The sequence below is a fragment of the Silanimonas sp. genome (assembly GCF_027530345.1).
In the GTDB taxonomy this organism is placed as follows: domain Bacteria; phylum Pseudomonadota; class Gammaproteobacteria; order Xanthomonadales; family Xanthomonadaceae; genus Silanimonas.
Genome location: NZ_JAPZQK010000023.1, coordinates 44,214 through 61,381, shown reverse-complemented (window position 1 = coordinate 61,381; position 17,168 = coordinate 44,214). Strand labels below are relative to the sequence as shown.

14 protein-coding genes are annotated in these 17,168 nt (G+C 69.6%); 8 read left to right on the top strand and 6 right to left on the bottom strand.

Annotation, left to right across the window (positions count from 1 at the left end):
- Positions 1-44: 44 nt before the first annotated feature.
- Entirely contained in the window at positions 45-2,138 is a 2,094-nt protein-coding gene (locus O9255_RS12395) for an amidohydrolase family protein (RefSeq protein ID WP_297867176.1), read from the bottom strand.
- 100 nt (positions 2,139-2,238) lie between these two features.
- Between O9255_RS12395 and O9255_RS12390 the strand changes: the two genes are divergently transcribed.
- Positions 2,239-2,616, top strand: a complete 378-nt coding sequence (locus tag O9255_RS12390) for a VOC family protein (RefSeq protein ID WP_297867175.1) — start codon at positions 2,239-2,241, stop codon at positions 2,614-2,616.
- Positions 2,617-2,697: 81 nt separating this feature from the next.
- Positions 2,698-3,312: a putative metalloprotease CJM1_0395 family protein gene (locus O9255_RS12385; RefSeq protein ID WP_297867174.1), complete on the top strand. Its 615-nt coding sequence runs from the start codon at positions 2,698-2,700 to the stop codon at positions 3,310-3,312.
- Between the two features lie 33 nt (positions 3,313-3,345).
- Here the strand turns inward: O9255_RS12385 and O9255_RS12380 are convergent, their stop codons facing one another.
- The gene (locus tag O9255_RS12380) at positions 3,346-5,247 is read right to left on the bottom strand and encodes an ATP-binding cassette domain-containing protein (protein ID WP_297867173.1); all 1,902 of its coding nucleotides are present in this window, start codon (positions 5,245-5,247) and stop codon (positions 3,346-3,348) included.
- 143 nt (positions 5,248-5,390) lie between these two features.
- On the opposite strand from O9255_RS12380, the gene O9255_RS12375 reads away from it, so the two are divergent.
- Entirely contained in the window at positions 5,391-7,295 is a 1,905-nt protein-coding gene (locus tag O9255_RS12375; protein ID WP_297867172.1) for a DEAD/DEAH box helicase, read from the top strand.
- Between the two features lie 39 nt (positions 7,296-7,334).
- Here the strand turns inward: O9255_RS12375 and O9255_RS12370 are convergent, their stop codons facing one another.
- The 3 genes from O9255_RS12370 to O9255_RS12360 form a co-directional block, all read right to left on the bottom strand.
- Positions 7,335-7,751 (bottom strand): DUF1801 domain-containing protein, encoded by a 417-nt coding sequence (locus O9255_RS12370; protein WP_297867171.1) that lies wholly within the window; start codon positions 7,749-7,751, stop codon positions 7,335-7,337.
- A gap of 11 nt (positions 7,752-7,762) precedes the next feature.
- Entirely contained in the window at positions 7,763-9,268 is a 1,506-nt protein-coding gene (gene putP / locus O9255_RS12365; RefSeq protein WP_297867170.1) for a sodium/proline symporter PutP, read from the bottom strand.
- An 83-nt stretch (positions 9,269-9,351) separates the two neighbouring features.
- Positions 9,352-10,104: a sulfurtransferase gene (locus tag O9255_RS12360; RefSeq protein ID WP_297867169.1), complete on the bottom strand. Its 753-nt coding sequence runs from the start codon at positions 10,102-10,104 to the stop codon at positions 9,352-9,354.
- A 130-nt stretch (positions 10,105-10,234) separates the two neighbouring features.
- Here O9255_RS12360 and O9255_RS12355 point away from each other — a divergent pair, with 130 nt between their 5' ends.
- The 5 genes from O9255_RS12355 to O9255_RS12335 are packed head-to-tail and all read left to right on the top strand — an operon-like array spanning position 10,235 to position 15,291.
- The gene (locus O9255_RS12355; protein ID WP_297867168.1) at positions 10,235-11,068 is read left to right on the top strand and encodes a hypothetical protein; all 834 of its coding nucleotides are present in this window, start codon (positions 10,235-10,237) and stop codon (positions 11,066-11,068) included.
- Positions 11,065-11,514, top strand: coding sequence for an FKBP-type peptidyl-prolyl cis-trans isomerase (locus O9255_RS12350; RefSeq protein WP_297867167.1), 450 nt, complete (start codon positions 11,065-11,067; stop codon positions 11,512-11,514). The genes O9255_RS12355 and O9255_RS12350 overlap by 4 nt, the downstream gene beginning before the upstream one ends.
- Positions 11,515-11,524: 10 nt before the next feature.
- Positions 11,525-12,790: a TIGR03862 family flavoprotein gene (locus tag O9255_RS12345; RefSeq protein WP_297867166.1), complete on the top strand. Its 1,266-nt coding sequence runs from the start codon at positions 11,525-11,527 to the stop codon at positions 12,788-12,790.
- 57 nt (positions 12,791-12,847) lie between these two features.
- Positions 12,848-14,098, top strand: a complete 1,251-nt coding sequence (locus O9255_RS12340; RefSeq protein ID WP_297867165.1) for a PQQ-dependent sugar dehydrogenase — start codon at positions 12,848-12,850, stop codon at positions 14,096-14,098.
- 56 nt (positions 14,099-14,154) lie between these two features.
- The gene (locus O9255_RS12335) at positions 14,155-15,291 is read left to right on the top strand and encodes a PQQ-dependent sugar dehydrogenase (RefSeq protein WP_297867164.1); all 1,137 of its coding nucleotides are present in this window, start codon (positions 14,155-14,157) and stop codon (positions 15,289-15,291) included.
- Between the two features lies 1 nt (position 15,292).
- Here the strand turns inward: O9255_RS12335 and O9255_RS12330 are convergent, their stop codons facing one another.
- Positions 15,293-17,167 (bottom strand): aromatic amino acid ammonia-lyase, encoded by a 1,875-nt coding sequence (locus O9255_RS12330; RefSeq protein WP_297867163.1) that lies wholly within the window; start codon positions 17,165-17,167, stop codon positions 15,293-15,295.
- Position 17,168: the final 1 nt, after the last annotated feature.

Sequence of the window (17,168 nt, the reverse complement as noted above, 5' to 3'; positions counted from 1 at the left end):
CGGTCGGTCCAGCGACTGAGTGAAAGCTCGAAGTGTACGCGGTCTCAACGGCCGCTCGATGCTCCCGACGGCGTCGCAGGGCCGGTTTCCACCCATCGCGGGCCGCCATCGACGAAGGGTTTGATGCCCAATTCTCGGTAGACGGCGGTCGGGTCGATGTGCTTGCCCTGCGTCACCACCGTCACCATACGCCGGAGTGCGGTGATGTCCGCGGTCGGGTCGCCGTCGACGAGGGCGAGGTCGGCGACGAAGCCTTTCGCGATGCGGCCACGCTCGCTGGCGAGTCCGCTGTAGCGGGCGGCGTTGCGCGTGGCGATCTGCAGCACTTCGTTCGCGGGGATGCCAGCCATCGTGTACAGCTCGAGCTCGCGCTGCAGGGTGAACCCGGCCATGGCGTCGGTGCCGGCCACGAGCGGCACGCCGGCCCGGTGCAGGCGGCCGATGAAATCGATCATCGCCAGATAGCTCTTCTCGTAGCGCTGTTGCGTTGCGTCGTCGGGAATCTCCATGCCGCCGCTGCGGAAGCCGCGCTGCACGCTCGGCGGGAAGTGGTCGGCCACCGCAGCGTAGGCCGGCGACACCGTACCGTCCTTCTGCCGCAGGAAATCGAAGGTGGCGAGGGTCGGATCGACGACGGTCTTTTTCTCGACGAGCAGCCGGATGAAGTCCTGGACCGGCGCGCTGTCGAAGTCGATCTCGCCAGTGCGCGCCGCCGGAAGGTAGAAGCGCTCCAGCGTGCGCGTGTCGGTCTTGTCGTTGACGAGGAAGTTGAGCAGCACCTGGTTGACGTGGTTCAGCTCGTCGAAGCCGTACTCGACGACGGTGCGTGCGCGCAGGAAGGCCGGCACATGGCCGCTGACGCGCAGGCCGCGCGAGTGGGCGTAAGCCACGGTTTCGCGCAGGTGCTGGCGCGGGAAGCTGTTGTAGACCTTGATCTGCGGATAGCCGCGGGCGGCGTACCAGTCGACGGCGGACTTCGCTTCCTCCAGCGTGCTCACCACGAAGCCGTTCCGCGCCGAGTACGGGCTCTCGCCCTCGAGGAAACCGGCCGGTACGACCTGCGGTCCGAACACCTCGCCACGCGCGGTCTCGTCGATGATGCGTTGCACCGTGGCGTTGTCGTTGCCCATGTCGCGCACCGTCGTGACGCCAGCGGCGAGGTTGAGGCCACCTTCCCAGCGACCGACGTGGCCATGCATGTCAAACAGGCCGGGCAGCAGGACGCGCCCCTCGGCATCGAGTGTGCGCGCGGCGCCACGGCCATCGCTGCCGGCGGGCAGCACGGCGGCGATGCGGCCGCGCAGCACATAAACGTCGCTCAGCCCCTCGCCCAAGGTGGCCGACTCGCTGTCGAACACCCGCGCGTTTCGAATCACCGAGAGACCGGGCATCGGGGTCGCGAGCCGCTGGTTCAATCCGCCGAGGATCTCGGCCTCCGCGGCCAGCTGGAGTTCGCCGAGGCGCTTCTCGTCGGCCTGGTAGCCCTCGGGTAGCGCGGCGAGATAACCCGGGACGATGAACCCGAAAAAGGTCGGTTCGTCCCCGGTGGTGACCCAGCCGAACGAGGGCGTGAGCCCCAAGCCGCTCTGGGCGATCAGTGCGACCTCGCGACGGCTCGCCCCTTCGCCGACCGTGGTGCGCGTGATCTCTCGCTGGGTCATCCGCCCCGAGGGCAGCAGGTCGAGGGTGTTCCCGCGCCTCGCCGCGGCCTGGAACATCACTTCGGCGAGCGCCACGCTTTGGCTGAACGGCACGTACAGGCGTCCACCCGGCGCGTCGCTTTCGCCCTGCTCCGTGCTGCTCGACCAGCTCGCCTTTTGGCCCAGCACTTCGAAGCGCTCGTCCACCTTCGAACCGAAGGTCGTCGCCCCAGTGGCGCGGTAGCTGAGCAGGCTACCGTCGTCGGCGATCCGGAACACCTCGTCCAGCTCCGGGCCGCGGCCGTTGTCCTTGAAGATGAAGCGTCCGCGGCATTCGCCGGTGGCGTCGCAGGCAAGCGTCTGTTCACCGGCCACGGTGCCGTTGTCAACGGTGATCACCCATCGACGCGGATTCGACGCTTCGGCGGCCGAGGCCGCGCCTGCCGCCACGAGGGCCCATCCGATCCACATCGCCGCGCTGGCCGCTCGTTTCGCCATCGTCGCTCTCCCGGGAAGATGCCCCGATGCTGCGCCGCGCGGTGGTGCCCTGCAAGCCGGGGCGCTAGGCTGCCTTTCTCCCCACGCCCGGTGACTCGCGATGATCGGTTACGCCACCCTCGGAACACGCGACATCCATCGCGCCGTCGCTTTCTTCGATGCCCTGCTCGTCCTGATGGAGGCCAAGGTGTTCATGGAGGAGCCCGGCAAGTTCAAGGCATGGGAGGGCAAGGACGGCGGCACCGGCTTCGGCGTGCTCTACCCCTTCGATGGCCAGCCGGCGACGGTCGGCAACGGCAGCATGCTCGCCCTGGCCTGCCGCGATCCGGCCCACGTCGACGCGGTCCACGCCAAGGCCCTGGCGCTCGGCGGCACGGACGAGGGGGCCCCCGGCCCCCGCGGCGGCGGCTTCTACGCCGCCTACTTCCGCGACCTCGACGGCAACAAGTTCAACGCGTTCTGCATGGTCGGGGGCTGACCCGGGCCGATCGTGCGCCGCATCACGACACGGGGGCTCCGGCGGGCGTAAGGTGCCGGTGTTCCGCGCACCGGACTGCCCATGCTGATCGGCCCGTCCATCGCTCCTTCGGCCCCCGCGTCCGCCCCGTCCAAGACGGAGGCGGTGGCTGCGCCATTGCCGGCGGTGGCCTTGGCGCCGGCATCGACCCAGCCGCAGACCCTTCGTGCCGCCGTCCCGGTGACTGCCGGCAGCCCGCGGAACCCGCTCGAGGACGCACGCACGCGGGTGGCCATCCAGCAGCTCCAGGCCCGCGACCGCGAAGTGCGCCAGCACGAACAGGCCCACATGGCGGCCGCCGGCGGCCTGCTGAAGTCCGGCCCCAGCTACAGCTACATCACCGGCCCGGACGGCAAGCGCTACGCGGTGGGCGGCAGCGTCGAGATCGACACCAGCGAGACCAGTGACGATCCAGAAGCGAATCTCGAAAAAGGCGAGCGGATCCAAGCCGCCGCGCTCGCTCCAGCCGAACCTTCGGGGGCCGACCTGGCCATCGCCAAGCTGGGCGCCCGGATCGAGCAGCGGGCGCGGGCCGAGCTGGCCCGCCGCGAAGCCGCTGCGAACGCCTACTCGGAACAGGCCTCGCTTGGCGACGCCCTGCGCAATCGCGGCGAACCGCCGCGTTCAATTGGTCTCGTGCTCGAGCGCGTGGCCTGAACCCGCGTCGCCGCCTCGACGGCGGCGGCAGCCTCAGCCGTCGAGTTCGCTCCAGCGGGCGAACGCGGCATCAAGTTCCGCCTGCGCGGCGGCCATCCGCGAATGGTGGGCGGCTTGGGCCGCACTATCCTTCGCGTAGAAACCCGGCGCTGTCAGGGCATCAGTGAGCGACGCCATCTCGTTCTCGAGGGCGTCGATGCGCCCCGGCAAGGCTTCGAGTTCGCGCTGCTCCTTGAACCCGAGCTTGCGCTTCGGTGCAGCGGGCTTGGCGGGTTCAGGTGCCGGCACCGGTCGTGCCGCGGGTGCTGGCGGTGCGGACTTGGCCACGGCCCCCGAGGTCGCGGCGACGCTCGCCGCCGGGCGCTGCCGCAGCCAGTCGGTGTAGCCGCCGACGTAGTCACCGACGCGGCCGTTCCCTTCCATCACCAGCGTCGAAGTCGCCACCGAATCGATGAAGTCGCGGTCATGGCTGACCAGCAGCAGGGTGCCCGGGTACTCGCCGAGCAGTTCCTCCAGCAGCTCCAGCGTCTCGACGTCGAGGTCGTTGGTGGGTTCGTCCATCACCAACAGGTTCGAGGGCTGCGCAAAAAGCCGAGCCAGCAGCAGGCGATTCCGCTCGCCGCCGCTGAGCTTGTGGATCGGCGCGCGGGCGCGCTCGGGCGTGAACAGGAAGTCCTGCAGGTAGCCCATGACGTGCTTGCGCTGCCCGCCGACCTCGACGAACTCCGCACCCTGCGAAACGTTGTCGAGCGCGTTCCAGTCTTCTCGCAGCGCCATCCGGTACTGGTCGAAGTAGGCCACCTGCAGGCCGGTGCCCTGCCTCACTTCGCCGGCTTGCGCCTGGAGGTCGCCCAGCAGCAGCTTGATCAGCGTGGTCTTGCCGCTGCCGTTCGGGCCGATCAGGCCGATGCGGTCGCCGCGCATCACCGTGAGATCGAGGTCGCGGACGAGCGTTCGCTCGCCGTGGCCGAAAGTGAGTCCTTGGGTCTCGATGACCTTGCGGCCGCTCTGCTGGCCTTCCGCCAGCGCCATCTTCACGTTGCCGGTCTTGTCGCGGCGCTCGGCGCGCTCGCGGCGCATGGCCTCGAGGCGGCGCACGCGGCCCTCGTCGCGGGTGCGGCGGGCCTTGATGCCCTGGCGGATCCAGACCTCTTCCTGCGCCAGCAGCTTGTCGAACTTGGCGTTCTCCTGCGCTTCCGAATGGGCGCGCTCTTCCTGCCGACGAAGGTAGTTCGCCCAGTCGCCCGGCCAGCTCGACAACGAGCCCCGGTCGATTTCCACGATCCGCGTCGCCAGCGCCTTGAGGAAACGCCGGTCGTGGGTGACGAAGACGATCGAGCCCTTGTAGTCGAGCAGCGCGGCTTCCAGCGCCTCGATGGCCGCGATGTCGAGGTGGTTGGTGGGCTCGTCCAGCAACAGGATCTGCGGCTCGGCCACGAAGGCGCGAGCCAGCAGCACGCGGCGCTTCAGGCCGCCCGACTGCGCGGAGAAGGGCAGTTCGCCGTCGAGCCCGAGCTTCGTGAGCGTGGCATCGACCTTGGCCTCGAGCCGCCAACCGTCGGCGGCGTCGATGCGGGCCTGCACCCGGCCGAGCGCGTCCATGTCGATCTCGTCGGCATGGCTGAGGTGGTGGAATTCGGCAATGTCGTGGCCCACCGAGCCGAGGCCGTCGGCGACGACGTCGTAGATCGAGCCGTCGAGATGCGCCGGCACTTCCTGCTCGAGTCGGGCCACGCGCACCCCGCCTTCGAGGCGGCGCTCACCGTCGTCAGGGACGATCTCCCCCGCGATCAGTTTCAGGAGCGTGGACTTCCCGGCGCCGTTACGGCCGATCAGGGCGATGCGTTCGCCGGGTTCGATGGCGAGGTCGACACCGTCGAGCAGGCGCGGGCCGCCGACGCCGTAGTCGACGCGATTCAAGGTGAGCAGAGGCATGGGTGGCAGTTTACGCGGTGGCCGCAGAGCCTCCCCGCCCGGCCAAACCGCCGGTTGGCTCCCGTTGGGGTGGCGGGCCCGAAGGTCGGGTAAACTCCGCGCCCTTCCCGCCGGGCGCTTCAGCCGGCACTCTCGAGGCCGCCATGAGCGCCGATACCGAAACTTCCAACGAAGCGCCCTCGCTGCGCTTTGCCGACCTTGCCCTGTCCGATGCCCTGATGAAGGCACTCGCCGCCGTGGGCTACGAGTCGCCCTCCCCCATCCAGGCCGCGACCATCCCGCCGCTGCTGGACGGCCGCGACGTCCTCGGCCAGGCGCAGACCGGCACCGGCAAGACCGCCGCCTTCGCCCTGCCCCTGCTGACTCGCATCGGCAACAGCGCCGCCGGCGCGCCGCAGGTGCTGGTGCTCGCCCCGACCCGCGAACTCGCGATCCAGGTCGCCGAGGCCTTCCAGAAGTACGCCGCGTTCATCCCCGGCTTCCAGGTGCTGCCGATCTACGGCGGCCAGGCCTATGGGCCGCAGCTGAGCGCCCTCAAGCGTGGTGTCCACGTTGTCGTCGGCACGCCCGGCCGCGTGATCGACCACCTTGAGCGCGGCTCGCTGGACCTCTCGAAGCTGAAGGCGCTCGTCCTCGACGAAGCCGACGAGATGCTGCGCATGGGCTTCATCGACGACGTCGAGGCGGTGCTGAAGAAGACCCCGCCCGAGCGCCAGGTCGCCCTCTTCTCGGCGACCATGCCGCCGCCGATCAAGCGCATCGCCCAGACCTACCTCAAGGACCCGGTGGAAGTGGCCATCAAGGCCAAGACCACCACGGCCACCAACATCCGCCAGCGGATGTGGATGGTCAGCGGCCTGCACAAGCTCGATGCCCTCACCCGCATCCTCGAGGCCGAGACCTACGACGCGATGATCATCTTCGCGCGCACCAAGCAGGCCACGCAGGAGCTCGCCGAGAAGCTGGCCGCCCGCGGCTTGGCCGCCGCCGCCATCCACGGCGACGTGCAGCAGGCGCAGCGCGAGCGCACGATCCAGCAGCTCAAGGACCGCAAGATCGACATCCTGGTGGCCACCGACGTCGCGGCCCGCGGCCTCGATGTGGAGCGCATCAGTCACGTCCTCAACTACGACATCCCCTACGACACCGAGAGCTACGTCCACCGCATCGGCCGCACAGGCCGCGCCGGGCGCAGTGGCGAAGCCATCCTGTTCGTCAGCCCGCGCGAGCGCGGCATGCTGAAGGCCATCGAGCGCGCCACGCGCCAGCCGATCGAGCCGATGACACTGCCCTCCGTGCAGGCCGTCAACGATTCGCGGATCAGCCGCTTCCTCGACCGCATCACCCAGGCACGCCAGCTGGAGGGCATCGAGCCCTTCCGCGCCCTCGTCGAGCGCTACGAGACCGAGCACAACGTGCCGGCCATCGAGATCGCCGCGGCGCTGGCCCGGCTGGTGCAGGGCGATACGTCCTTGCTGCTCGATCCGAACGCCCGCGAGCCGCGTATGGAGCGGGAAGAGCGCGGCGAGCGTCCGGAGCGCCGCGAGCGCGTGGACTTCGACAAGTTGCCGCGCCAGCCGCGCGGCGAGCCGATGAGCTGGCGCCCCGAGATGCGCACCCCGCGCGAGGACGGCCCGCCGAAGCCGCGTCCGGCCAAGTTCGACGCGCCGCGCGCGCCGGAGCCGGGTTTCGCGACCTACTGGATCGCCGTGGGCCACGCCCACCAGGTGAAGCCGGGCAACATCGTCGGTGCCATCGCCAACGAGGCCGGCCTCGAAGCCGGGCACATCGGCCGCATCAACATCCGCACCAACGACACGCTGGTCGATCTGCCGGAGGGCATGCCGAAGGAAATCATGGCCCACCTGAAGAAGGTGCGCGTCGCCGGCCAGGCCCTGATGCTCAAGGCCTACGACCCGTCGAAGGACGACAGCGGCGAGCTCGAAGGCGCGGCACCGCGCTTCCCGAAGAAGGGCGGCTTCAAGCCCGGCGGCTACAAGGGCGGCAACTTCAAGCCGGGATTCAAGGGCAAGCCGCGCGGCGAGTGATCCGCCACGGGCGCGGTGCATCGCGCCCGGCCCACCGGCTCACCCGTACCGACGCCGCGTTTCGGCGATCGATCCCGCCACCAGCGCTTCGAGCACGGCCAGGTCCAGATCGGCGAGTCGCTTGACGTAAAGGCAGGACTTGCCGATCCGGTGTTTCCCCAGCGTGGCGAGGCGCGCCTGCTGCGCTTCCCTTTCCGCGTCGACGTAGACCACCAGCTCCTTGCCGCGCACAGCAAAGCCGGCTAGGCACATCTCGCCCTCGCGGCCGCTCTCGTAGCGGTAACGGTAGCGGCCGAACCCGACGATGCTCGGGCCCCACAGGACCGCCGGTTCGCCAGTGAGGCGAGACAGCAACGCGACCAGCGCCTCGCAGTCCGGACGCTGCGCCTCGGACGCCCGCTCATCGAAGTAGGCCTCGACGCTGGCCGCGGTTGCCTGGGTCTTGTTCGCGGCCATCTCGTCTCGCCTCAGTAGCCTTCGGCCCGCAGCGTCTCGCGCACGCCGTCATGGCGCTCGCGCATGGCCTCGCTGGGGCCCACTCCGAAACGACTCACCACGACGATGGCGATGGCGGCGGCGATGAAGCCCGGAACGATCTCGTAGAGGCTGCTGTGGCCACCCGCGACGACAAGTTCCTTCCAGAGGATCACCGTCGTGGCACCTGCGACCATGCCCGCCAACGCGCCATTGCGGGTCATGCGGCCCCAGAACAGCGACAGGATCACCACCGGCCCGAACGCGGCGCCGAAGCCGGCCCACGCGTAGGCCACCAGCCCGAGCACCTTGCTGTCCGGATCGCGGGCGATCCAGATCGCCAGCAGAGAAACAGCGGCGACCATCGCGCGTCCGAACCACACCAGCTCGCCCTGCCCGGCTTGCGGCCGCACGAAGCCCTTGTAGAAATCCTCGGTGAGTGCGCTGCTGCACACCAGCAGCTGGCAGCTCAGGGTGCTCATGATCGCGGCGAGGATGGCGGAGAGCAGCACGCCGGCCACCCATGGATTGAAAAGCACGGTCGAGAGCTGGATGAACACCCGCTCGCTGTTCGCCGCGACCTCGCCGACGTGCTCGGGATGAACGGCGAAGTAGGCGTTGGCGAAGAAGCCAACGGCCATCGCGCCGCCGAGGCAGAGGACCATCCACGTCATGCCGATGCGTCGCGCCGCCGGAATGCTCTTCAGCGAATCGGCGGCCATGAATCGCGCGAGGATGTGCGGCTGCCCCACGTAGCCGAGGCCCCAGGCGAGCAGCGAGACGATGCCCACCAGGCCGAGCGCGCCGCCGTTGAACGGATCGAGCTTGGCGGGGGCGGTTTCGCCGATCAGTGCGAGGCTGGCGTCGAGGCCGCCGCTGCCCAGCACCACCATCACCGGCACGAGGAGCAGCGCGAAGATCATCAGCGTCGCCTGCACCGTGTCGGTCCAGCTCACGGCGAGGAAGCCACCGATCAGCGTGTAGAGGATGGTGGCCGCCGCACCCCACCAGATCGCCTCGGCATACGGCAGGCCGAACACGCTCTCGAACAATCGCGCGCCGGCGACGATGCCGCTGGCGCAGTAGATGGCGAAGAAAACGAGGATGACCGTCGCCGAGAAAACGCGGAGCAGCTTGGCCTGGTCCTCGAAGCGGTGGGTGAAGTAGTCCGGCAGCGTCAGCGCGTTCTTCGTGCGCTCAGTGTAGACGCGCAGCGGGCCGGCCACGTACTTCCAGTTCGCCCAGGCGCCGATGACGAGGCCGATCGCGATCCACGCCTCCGACGCGCCGCCGATGTAGAGCGCGCCGGGCAGGCCCATCAGCAGCCAGCCGCTCATGTCGGAGGCGCCAGCCGAAAGCGCCGTGACCACGCTGCCGAGCGAGCGCCCGCCGAGGATGTAGTCGTCGAAGCTGCGGGTGCGCCACCAGGCCCAGACGCCGATGCCCACCATCACCAGCAGGTAGAGGCCGAAGGTGATGAGCAGCGGCGTGGCGGTCATGAGGCGGACGGTTCCGGGTTGGCGGGGCGTGACGGCTCGCCCCGGAGCGGAGCGGAGCACGGCGGCAGGGAAGCTCGCCGAGTCTAGGCGGCCTCGCCGCCCTTGCCCACCGGCGACAGATCCGGCCCTAAGGCGACCCGCTCGTCGAAGACGAAGCATCCGCCCTGCCAGTGCGCGCCGCCGACCGCCTCGAAGTAGCCGAGGATGCCGCCTTCAAGCTGGCGCACGTCGCCAAAGCCCAGATCACGGAGCAAGGGCGCAGCCTTCTCGCAGCGGATGCCGCCGGTACAGAAGCTCACCACGGTGGCACCGGCCAACCGATGGCGTTCGGCTTCGAGCGCCTCCGGCAGTTGCACGAAGTCGTCGATCGGCAGGGTGAGCGCACCGTCGAAGGTGCCGTGGGCCACTTCCTCGCGATTGCGCGTGTCGAGCAGGACGACCGGCCGGCCCGTATCGTCGCGCCCCGCGTCGAGCCAACGCTTCAGCGTGCACGGATCGACGAAAGGCGCCGGCGCTCTGATCGGCTCGATACCATCGCGACGGAAGGCGATGATCTCGCGCTTGAGCTTCACCTTGAGCCTTGCGAAAGGAACGGCCTCGCTCCAGCTCTCCTTGGCGGCCAGGCCAGCAAACCGGGCGTCGTCCTCGAACCACGCGAGGAAGCCGCGCAGCGCCGAAGGCTCGCCGGCGAGGAAGAGATTGATCCCCTCGGGCGCCACCAGCACGGTGCCCTTGAGGCCCGCCGCTTCGGCACGCGCGGCGATCGGCCCGCGGAGGGTTGCCGCGTCGTCGATCGCGACGAACCGGTAGGCGGCGATGTTGAGGATCGAAGGCATGCGGGCTCGACGGTCGCCGGGAACGGGCATTGGCGAGGCCTCGGATTATCGCCGTGCCAATCGCGTCCGATACAGCTTGACTTTGGTCCTCTCGTTGCCAGACTTCCCGGCAACCACCACGAGAGCCGCCATGAACCGCATCGCCCTCCGCCGCACCGCCGCGCAATCCATCGCCCTTGGCGCCGGTCTCGCAACGGCCTCGGACTATCGCAACTTCAGCATCGGCTCCGGCTTCACGCCCGACCCGCAGACCGGCACCGGCACCACGGGTGGCGCGCGCGACGCCGCGCAAGCCTTCGGCGGCCAGTGCAGTGGCAGCATCGACACCACGCCCGACCACGTCATCACGGTCACCAGCGCGGTCAACTTGAAGCTCTACACCACCAGCACCACCGACTCGACCCTCGTGATGCGCGGTCCTTCGGGCACGTTCTGCGACGACGACAGCCGCGGTGAGCTCGACGCCGAGATCAACGCGATGCTCCGCCCCGGCCGCTACGAGGTCTACGTCGGCCACCTTGGCCAGACCGGCCAGTACACGCTCACCCTCACCGAGAACGTCGGCGGGACCAGCCGCGGCGCCGGCGACGACGGCAGCATCGAGGCCTACCGCGACTTCACGCTGGGCGCGGGCTTCACCCCGGACCCGCAGCGCAGCCGCGGCGAAACCGGCGGCTCACGCGATGCGCGCAGCTTCGGCAAGGCCTGCGTGGGCACCATCGACACCACGCCCGACCATCGCCTCACGGTGACGTCGGCGTTGAACCTGAAGATCTTCGTCGAGAGCACCACCGACTCCACGATGGTGGTGGTCGGGCCGAACCGCACCTGGTGCGACGACGACAGCCACGGTGATCTCGACGCGGAGATCAGCGGCATGTTCGCGCCGGGCCAGTACCAGATCTTCGTCGGGACGAACGGCAACCAGAACGGCAACTACACGATCACCTTGACCGAACAATGATCCGTTTCCTGCCCTTCGCGGCGCTGGCCCTCGCGGCCGCGCTGCTCGCCGGCTGCCGCGCTCCCGAGGGACCTCCCGCGGGCGGCAGCCCGGCTGATCTCGAGATCGCCGTGCTGCGCGCAGGCGATGGTGCCGTGGCGCGCAGCGGTGACACCGTCCGCGTGCACTACACCGGCTGGCTTTACGACGAGCGCGTCGCCGGCCGGAAAGGCACGGAGTTCGACAGCTCGCGTCCTCGAGGCGAGGCCTTCGACTTCCCCCTGGGGCGTGGCGTGGTCATCCGCGGCTGGGACGAGGGCGTCGTGGGCATGAAGGTCGGCGAGGTGCGCGAGCTCGCGATTCCGGCCGACCTCGGCTACGGCAGCCGCGGCGCGGGCGATGTGATTCCGCCGCACCAGCCCCTGATCTTCGAGGTCGAACTGCTGGCCGTCGAGCCGGCGCGTTGAGCGCGGTTCCGTGAGCGACGCGAACACCGAGGTATGGGTTTGCCGCGGCGTCGCCATCATCGGCGGCGGGCCGGCCGGTCTCATGGCCGCGGAGGTGGCCCGCCGTGCGGGCGTCGAAGTCGACCTGTTCGAGGCCAAGCCGTCGGTGGGCCGGAAATTCCTCATCGCCGGACGCGGGGGATTGAATCTCACCCATGGCGATCCGCGCCCCCGGTTCGAGCAGCGCTACAGCCGGGGCGCAGGCGAGGTCGCACACTGGCTGGACGCCTTCGACAGTGAACAGCTCCGTGCCTGGGCGCGAGAACTCGGTGTCGAGACCTTCGTCGGCACCTCCGGCCGGGTTTTTCCTCACGACATGAAGGCCGCGCCGCTGCTGCGTGCCTGGGTGGCCCGCCTGAAGCAGGACGGCGTCCGCATGCACATGCGGCAACGCTGGAAGGGATTCGATGGCGACGGTCATGCCCTGCTCGAAGGCCCCGACGGGCCGAGACGTCTCCAGGCCCCGGCCGTGGTGCTGGCCCTCGGCGGGGGCAGCTGGCCGCAACTCGGCTCCGACGGTGCTTGGCTGCCGTGGCTGGCCGAGCGCGGGGTGCCCACGGTGCCGCTGGAAGCCTCCAACTGCGGCTTCGACGTGGCGTGGAGCGCCTTCATCGCCACGAAGTTCGCCGGCGCACCACTGAAGCCGGTCATCGCGCATTGGCGGGACGCCAGTGGACGCGAACGCCAATTGCAGGGCGAATGCGTCCTGTCGGCCCACGGCATCGAAGGCAGCCTCATCTACGCCATCGGCCCGGACCTGCGGGCCGCCTTGCGTCGGGACGGCTACGTGGACATCGGGCTGGACCTCGTCCCCGGGCTACCGCTGGAGCGTGTCCGCGATGCGCTGGCCAAACCTCGCGAGGGTCGCTCGCTCAGCGAGGTCCTGCGCCGCCGACTGAAGCTCGACGGCGCAAAAGCGGCCCTGCTGCGCGAGCGGCTGCCGCCTGCCGACCTCGCGGACGCCGGGCGTTTGGCGCAGGCCATCAAGCGTCTGCCCCTGCGTCTCGGTGCACCGCGGCCCATCGCCGAGGCCATCAGCACGGCGGGTGGACTCGCCATGGGCGCGCTCGACGCGCAGCTCGGACTGAGCGCCCTGCCCGGCTGGTTCGCCTGCGGGGAAATGCTCGACTGGGACGCCCCGACCGGCGGCTACCTGCTCACCGCCTGCTTCGCGAGCGGGGTGGTGGCCGGCCGCGCCGCCGCATCGGCGTGTCGCGGCGCAACAACGCCGCGTTAACGTCGCGGCAGCGAGGGCGCGCTAGCCTCTGGCCTCCTTCCCCCGGAGGCCATCCCCATGCGCCGGACTGCACTCGTCATCGCCCTCGGCTCCCTGGTTGCCACCGCTCTCTGGCCCTCGGCCGCCGCGGCGCAGGCCAACACCCAGAACACGAGCAGCCAACTCGGCACCGTGCGCGTCACGACCATCGCCACGGGTCTGCAGAACGCCTGGGGCCTCGCCTTCCTGCCGGACGGCAGTTTCCTCGTCAGCGAGCGTCCGGGGCGCCTGAGGGTCGTCACGCCGCAGGGCGGTGTCTCCACCGCCCTCACCGGCGTGCCCGCGGTGTTCGCCCAGGGCCAGGGCGGCCTGCTGGACGTGGCACTCGATCCGGCCTTCGCCACCAACCGTCGCGTTTACCTCAGCTTCGCCGAGCCGGGGACGAACGGTACGGCCGGCACCGCGGTGTTTCGGGCCGAGTTGAACGCGGGTGGCACCGGCCTCGTGAATGGCAGCGTGATCTTCCGCGTGACGCCCAAGCTCAACACGCAGGGGCATTTCGGTTCGCGCCTCGCGTTCGGCCCTGATGGATTCCTCTACGTCAGCTCGGGCGACAACTTCAGCAATGCGACCGCGCAGCGGCAGAACCAGCACCAAGGCAAGATCCTCCGCATCCGTACCGACGGTACCGTGCCCGCCGACAATCCCTTCGTCGGCAACAGCGCGTGGCTGCCGGAGATCTGGTCCACCGGCCACCGGAGCCCGCAGGGCATGGCCTTCCATCCTGTGACCGGACAGCTGTGGATGAACGAGCACGGCCCGAAGGGCGGCGACGAACTCAACCGCGTCGGCCGCGGCCTCAACTACGGCTGGCCGACGATCACCTGGGGCATCGGCTACGACGACCGCCCGATTCCGGAAGCCACGGGCACCAGTGCAGCCGGCCTCGAGCAACCACAGCACTACTGGGTTCCCTCGATCGGTACGAGCGGCCTCGCCTTCTACAACCACCCGAAATCGCCGGAGTGGATGGGCAGCGTGCTGGTGGGCGGGCTCGTCTCGCGAAGCGTCCATCGGCTCCGTCTCGATGCCGATAACCGCGTCGTGGCGCAGGAGCAACTGCTCTCGGGCCTGAACTGGCGCATCCGCGACGTGCGTGTCGGCGCGGACGGCAATGTCTACGCCCTGACCGACGACAGCAACGGCCGCGTGCTCCGCATCGAGCCGCCGACGGTCACGCCGCGCGCGAAGCGCCCCGTGACCCTGCCTCCGGCGGCACCGTCCGGCGAGGACCGAATCCCGGCTAAATCCGTTCGGCAGGCCCGGTGACGCGCCCTTGATGCCGACGCCGTGACACTCCGCTGACCTTCCTGAATCCGCCACCCATGACCCGACGCCCGCTCGCAGCCTTCCTCGCCCTTGCCTTGGCCCTTCCCGCCGCGTCGACGCTCGCCGCGGAGTCCCGCGACTTCGCGAGCGAGAACGGCCCCGTCAGGGTGACGACCGTAGCCGAAGGCCTCGAGCACCCCTGGGGTCTCGCTTTCCTGCCCGATGGCCGGATGCTGGTGACGGAGCGGCCGGGCCGCCTCCGGATCGTCAATGCCGACGGCACGCTCTCCCGCCCCATTGCGGGCGTTCCGCGCGTACAGGCCCGCGGCCAGGGCGGCCTGCTCGATGTCGTGCTGCATCCGAAGTTCGCCGAGAACGGTCTGGTGTACCTGAGCTTCTCGGAGCCCGGCAGCGGCGGCGCCGGCACCTCGGTGGCGCGCGGCCGGCTCGACGGCGAGACCCTGCGGGACGTCCAGGTGATCTTCCGGCAGTCGCCGAAAGTCGACACCGGCTTCCACTATGGCTCGCGCCTGGTGTTCGACCGCAGCGGCCAGCTCTGGGTAAGCACCGGCGACCGCGGCATGCAGGACAGCGCCCAGGACCTCACCCGCGGCCAGGGCAAGCTGTTCAAGCTCAACGACGATGGCACGCCCGCGACGGCGCTACCGCTGGCTGCACGGGCCGGCACGCATCCGGGCGTGTTCAGCTATGGCCATCGCAACATCCAGGGCATGGCCCTGCACCCGCAGACCGGCCTCGTCTGGACGCACGAGCACGGCCCGCGCGGCGGCGACGAGATCAACGTTCCGCGCGCCGGCCGCAACTACGGCTGGCCAGTGATCACCTACGGCATCAACTACAACGGCACCACGATCGGCGACGGCCTCAAGGAAAAGGACGGCATGGAGCAGCCGCTGCATCAGTGGACGCCGTCGATCGGCGCCTCGGGCTTCGCGTTCTACACGGCCGACCGCTTCCCGGCGTGGAAGGGCAACGCCTTCGTCGGTTCGCTGGCGCTGACGCACCTCCAGCGGTTGGTGCTGGATGGCGAGCGCGTGGCGGACACCGAGGTGCTGCTCGACGACTGGAACGAGCGCATCCGTGACGTTCGCCAGGGCCCGGACGGCGCGCTGTATGTCCTGACCGACGCCCGCAACGGGCAGGTCGCGAAGGTGGAACTGCTGGCCCGCTGATTCAGCGCGCCAGCAAGGCCTCGACGAAGTCCACGGCGGCGGCGACGTCGCCGTCGAGGGCACGGTCCTTGCCGAGGAAGGCCACTTTCGCTCGGAAGGCCGCGTGCAGGTCGGCCACCTCTCGGCCCGGCGCAAAGCCCGGCGACGAGGCGAGTTCGGCACGGAGGGCATCGCACTCGGCCAGGAACTGCGCCCGCTGCGGATGCGGATCGGGCGGAGCGTTGCCGACCTTCGACGCGAACGTCGCCAGGTCGGCTTCGCGGGCCAAGCGCCGCGCGGCTTCGATCATGTCGCGGCGGAAATCCAGCGCCTGCGCCGCGGTCATCAGCTCCAGTGCGAGCACTTTGGCGAGGTCCGCGCTCATGTCCAGCACGTGGCGGCCTTCGTTCGCGCCCATGGAGACGTGGTCCTCGGCGTTGGCACTGGTGGGTATGGAATACACCGTGGCCGGATGCGCGCGCGAGGCGAGGTCGTTGACGATGGCCGCCGCCGTGTACTGCACGATCATGTAGCCCGAATCCGTGCCGTCCTCGTTGCCGCTCAGGAAGGCCGGCAGCCCGTCGTTGGTGGCCGGGTCGACCAGCTTGTTGAGGCGGCGCTCCGAGATCGACGCCAGCACGGGGATCGCCGCCTTGACGTAACTCATCGCCAACGCGATCGGCATGCCATGGAAGTGACCGGCAGAGACCACCTGGTCCTCGATGTGCTTCGCGCCTTCGAGGTCCGGGAAGATCAGCGGGTTGTCGGTCACGGCGTTGAGCTCGACATCGACGACCCGCTGCAACTGGGCCAGCGCATCGCGTACCGCACCGTGCACCTGCGGGGCGCAACGCAGGCTGTAGCTGTCCTGCGGCTGGTGCTTCTTGCCGCCACGGAAGGGTTTGAAGCGCTGGTAGAAGCGCTCGCGGCCATGGCGTTGGTCGGCGGGCACCCAGTCCCAGCCGATATCGAAGCTCAGCGCGGCGAGCGAGGCATTCGGCCAGCTCGACGGTAGCCAAGGCTTCGCGCGTGGCACGAGGTGGTAGGCGATGTCGGAGAGGGTCGAGCTGTCGAGCAACGTCCGCAGGTTCGCCGCACTGGCCACCTGCCCGGGATGCGGGCGCAATGCGTGCACGTGGGCATCGAACGCCCGTCGGCGACCGGCGAAGGCGTCGATCGTCATGGCCGCGCAGCGGTCGGCGAGGTCCACGAGCGTCTCGAGGCGCGCCGCGCAGAGCACGGCCGTAGCCAGCATCTGCGCCGTACCGTTGTTGAGCGCGAGGCCTTCCTTGTACGAGAGGCGGATCGGGGAGAGCCCAGCGCGCTTCAGCGCCTCGCCGCCCGGCAGCCGTTCGCCACGGAAGAAGGCTTCGCCCTGCCCCAGCAACACGATCGCGAGGTGCGACAGCGGGGCGAGGTCGCCGCTCGCGCCCACCGAACCCAACTTCGGCACCACCGGCACGATGCCGGCGTTGAGCATGGCGGCATAGGCCTCGAGCGTGCTGGAACGCACGCCGGAATGGCCCTTCATCAGCGTGTTGATGCGGATGACAAGCATCGCGCGCACGACGTCCTCGGGAAAGGGTTCGCCGATGCAGACCGCATGCGTGGTGATCAGGTTTTCCTGCAGCTCCTCGTGCAGCGTGGTGCCGGCATCGCCGTCGCCGCGAAGGCGGTGCGCGCCCAGCAGCCGATCGGCATTGCTGCCGAAACCGGTCGAAACGCCATAGAGCGGCTCCTGCCGGCGGACCTGCTCGGCGAGGAAATCCGCGGTGCGCTGCACGGCGCGGAGCTGCGTCGCATCGAGCACGACCGATGCGCCGCGCGCGACAGCCACGACCTGTTCGCGGGTGAGGGACGCGCCGTCGAGGCGGATGGCTTGGGGAGCGGCGGCCACG

Bases quoted from the DNA above. Each gene is read 5' to 3' on its own strand.
- O9255_RS12385 (WP_297867174.1), top strand. From the start codon at position 2,698: ATGCTGATCGGCCCGTCCATCGCTCCTTCGGCCCCCGCGTCCGCCCCG.
- O9255_RS12340 (WP_297867165.1), top strand. From the start codon at position 12,848: ATGCGCCGGACTGCACTCGTCATCGCCCTCGGCTCCCTGGTTGCCACC.
- O9255_RS12355 (WP_297867168.1), top strand. From the start codon at position 10,235: ATGAACCGCATCGCCCTCCGCCGCACCGCCGCGCAATCCATCGCCCTT.
- O9255_RS12390 (WP_297867175.1), top strand. From the start codon at position 2,239: ATGATCGGTTACGCCACCCTCGGAACACGCGACATCCATCGCGCCGTC.
- O9255_RS12370 (WP_297867171.1), bottom strand. From the start codon at position 7,751: ATGGCCGCGAACAAGACCCAGGCAACCGCGGCCAGCGTCGAGGCCTAC.
- putP (WP_297867170.1), bottom strand. From the start codon at position 9,268: ATGACCGCCACGCCGCTGCTCATCACCTTCGGCCTCTACCTGCTGGTG.
- O9255_RS12335 (WP_297867164.1), top strand. From the start codon at position 14,155: ATGACCCGACGCCCGCTCGCAGCCTTCCTCGCCCTTGCCTTGGCCCTT.
- O9255_RS12375 (WP_297867172.1), top strand. From the start codon at position 5,391: ATGAGCGCCGATACCGAAACTTCCAACGAAGCGCCCTCGCTGCGCTTT.
- O9255_RS12360 (WP_297867169.1), bottom strand. From the start codon at position 10,104: ATGCCTTCGATCCTCAACATCGCCGCCTACCGGTTCGTCGCGATCGAC.
- O9255_RS12350 (WP_297867167.1), top strand. From the start codon at position 11,065: ATGATCCGTTTCCTGCCCTTCGCGGCGCTGGCCCTCGCGGCCGCGCTG.
- O9255_RS12380 (WP_297867173.1), bottom strand. From the start codon at position 5,247: ATGCCTCTGCTCACCTTGAATCGCGTCGACTACGGCGTCGGCGGCCCG.
- O9255_RS12395 (WP_297867176.1), bottom strand. From the start codon at position 2,138: ATGGCGAAACGAGCGGCCAGCGCGGCGATGTGGATCGGATGGGCCCTC.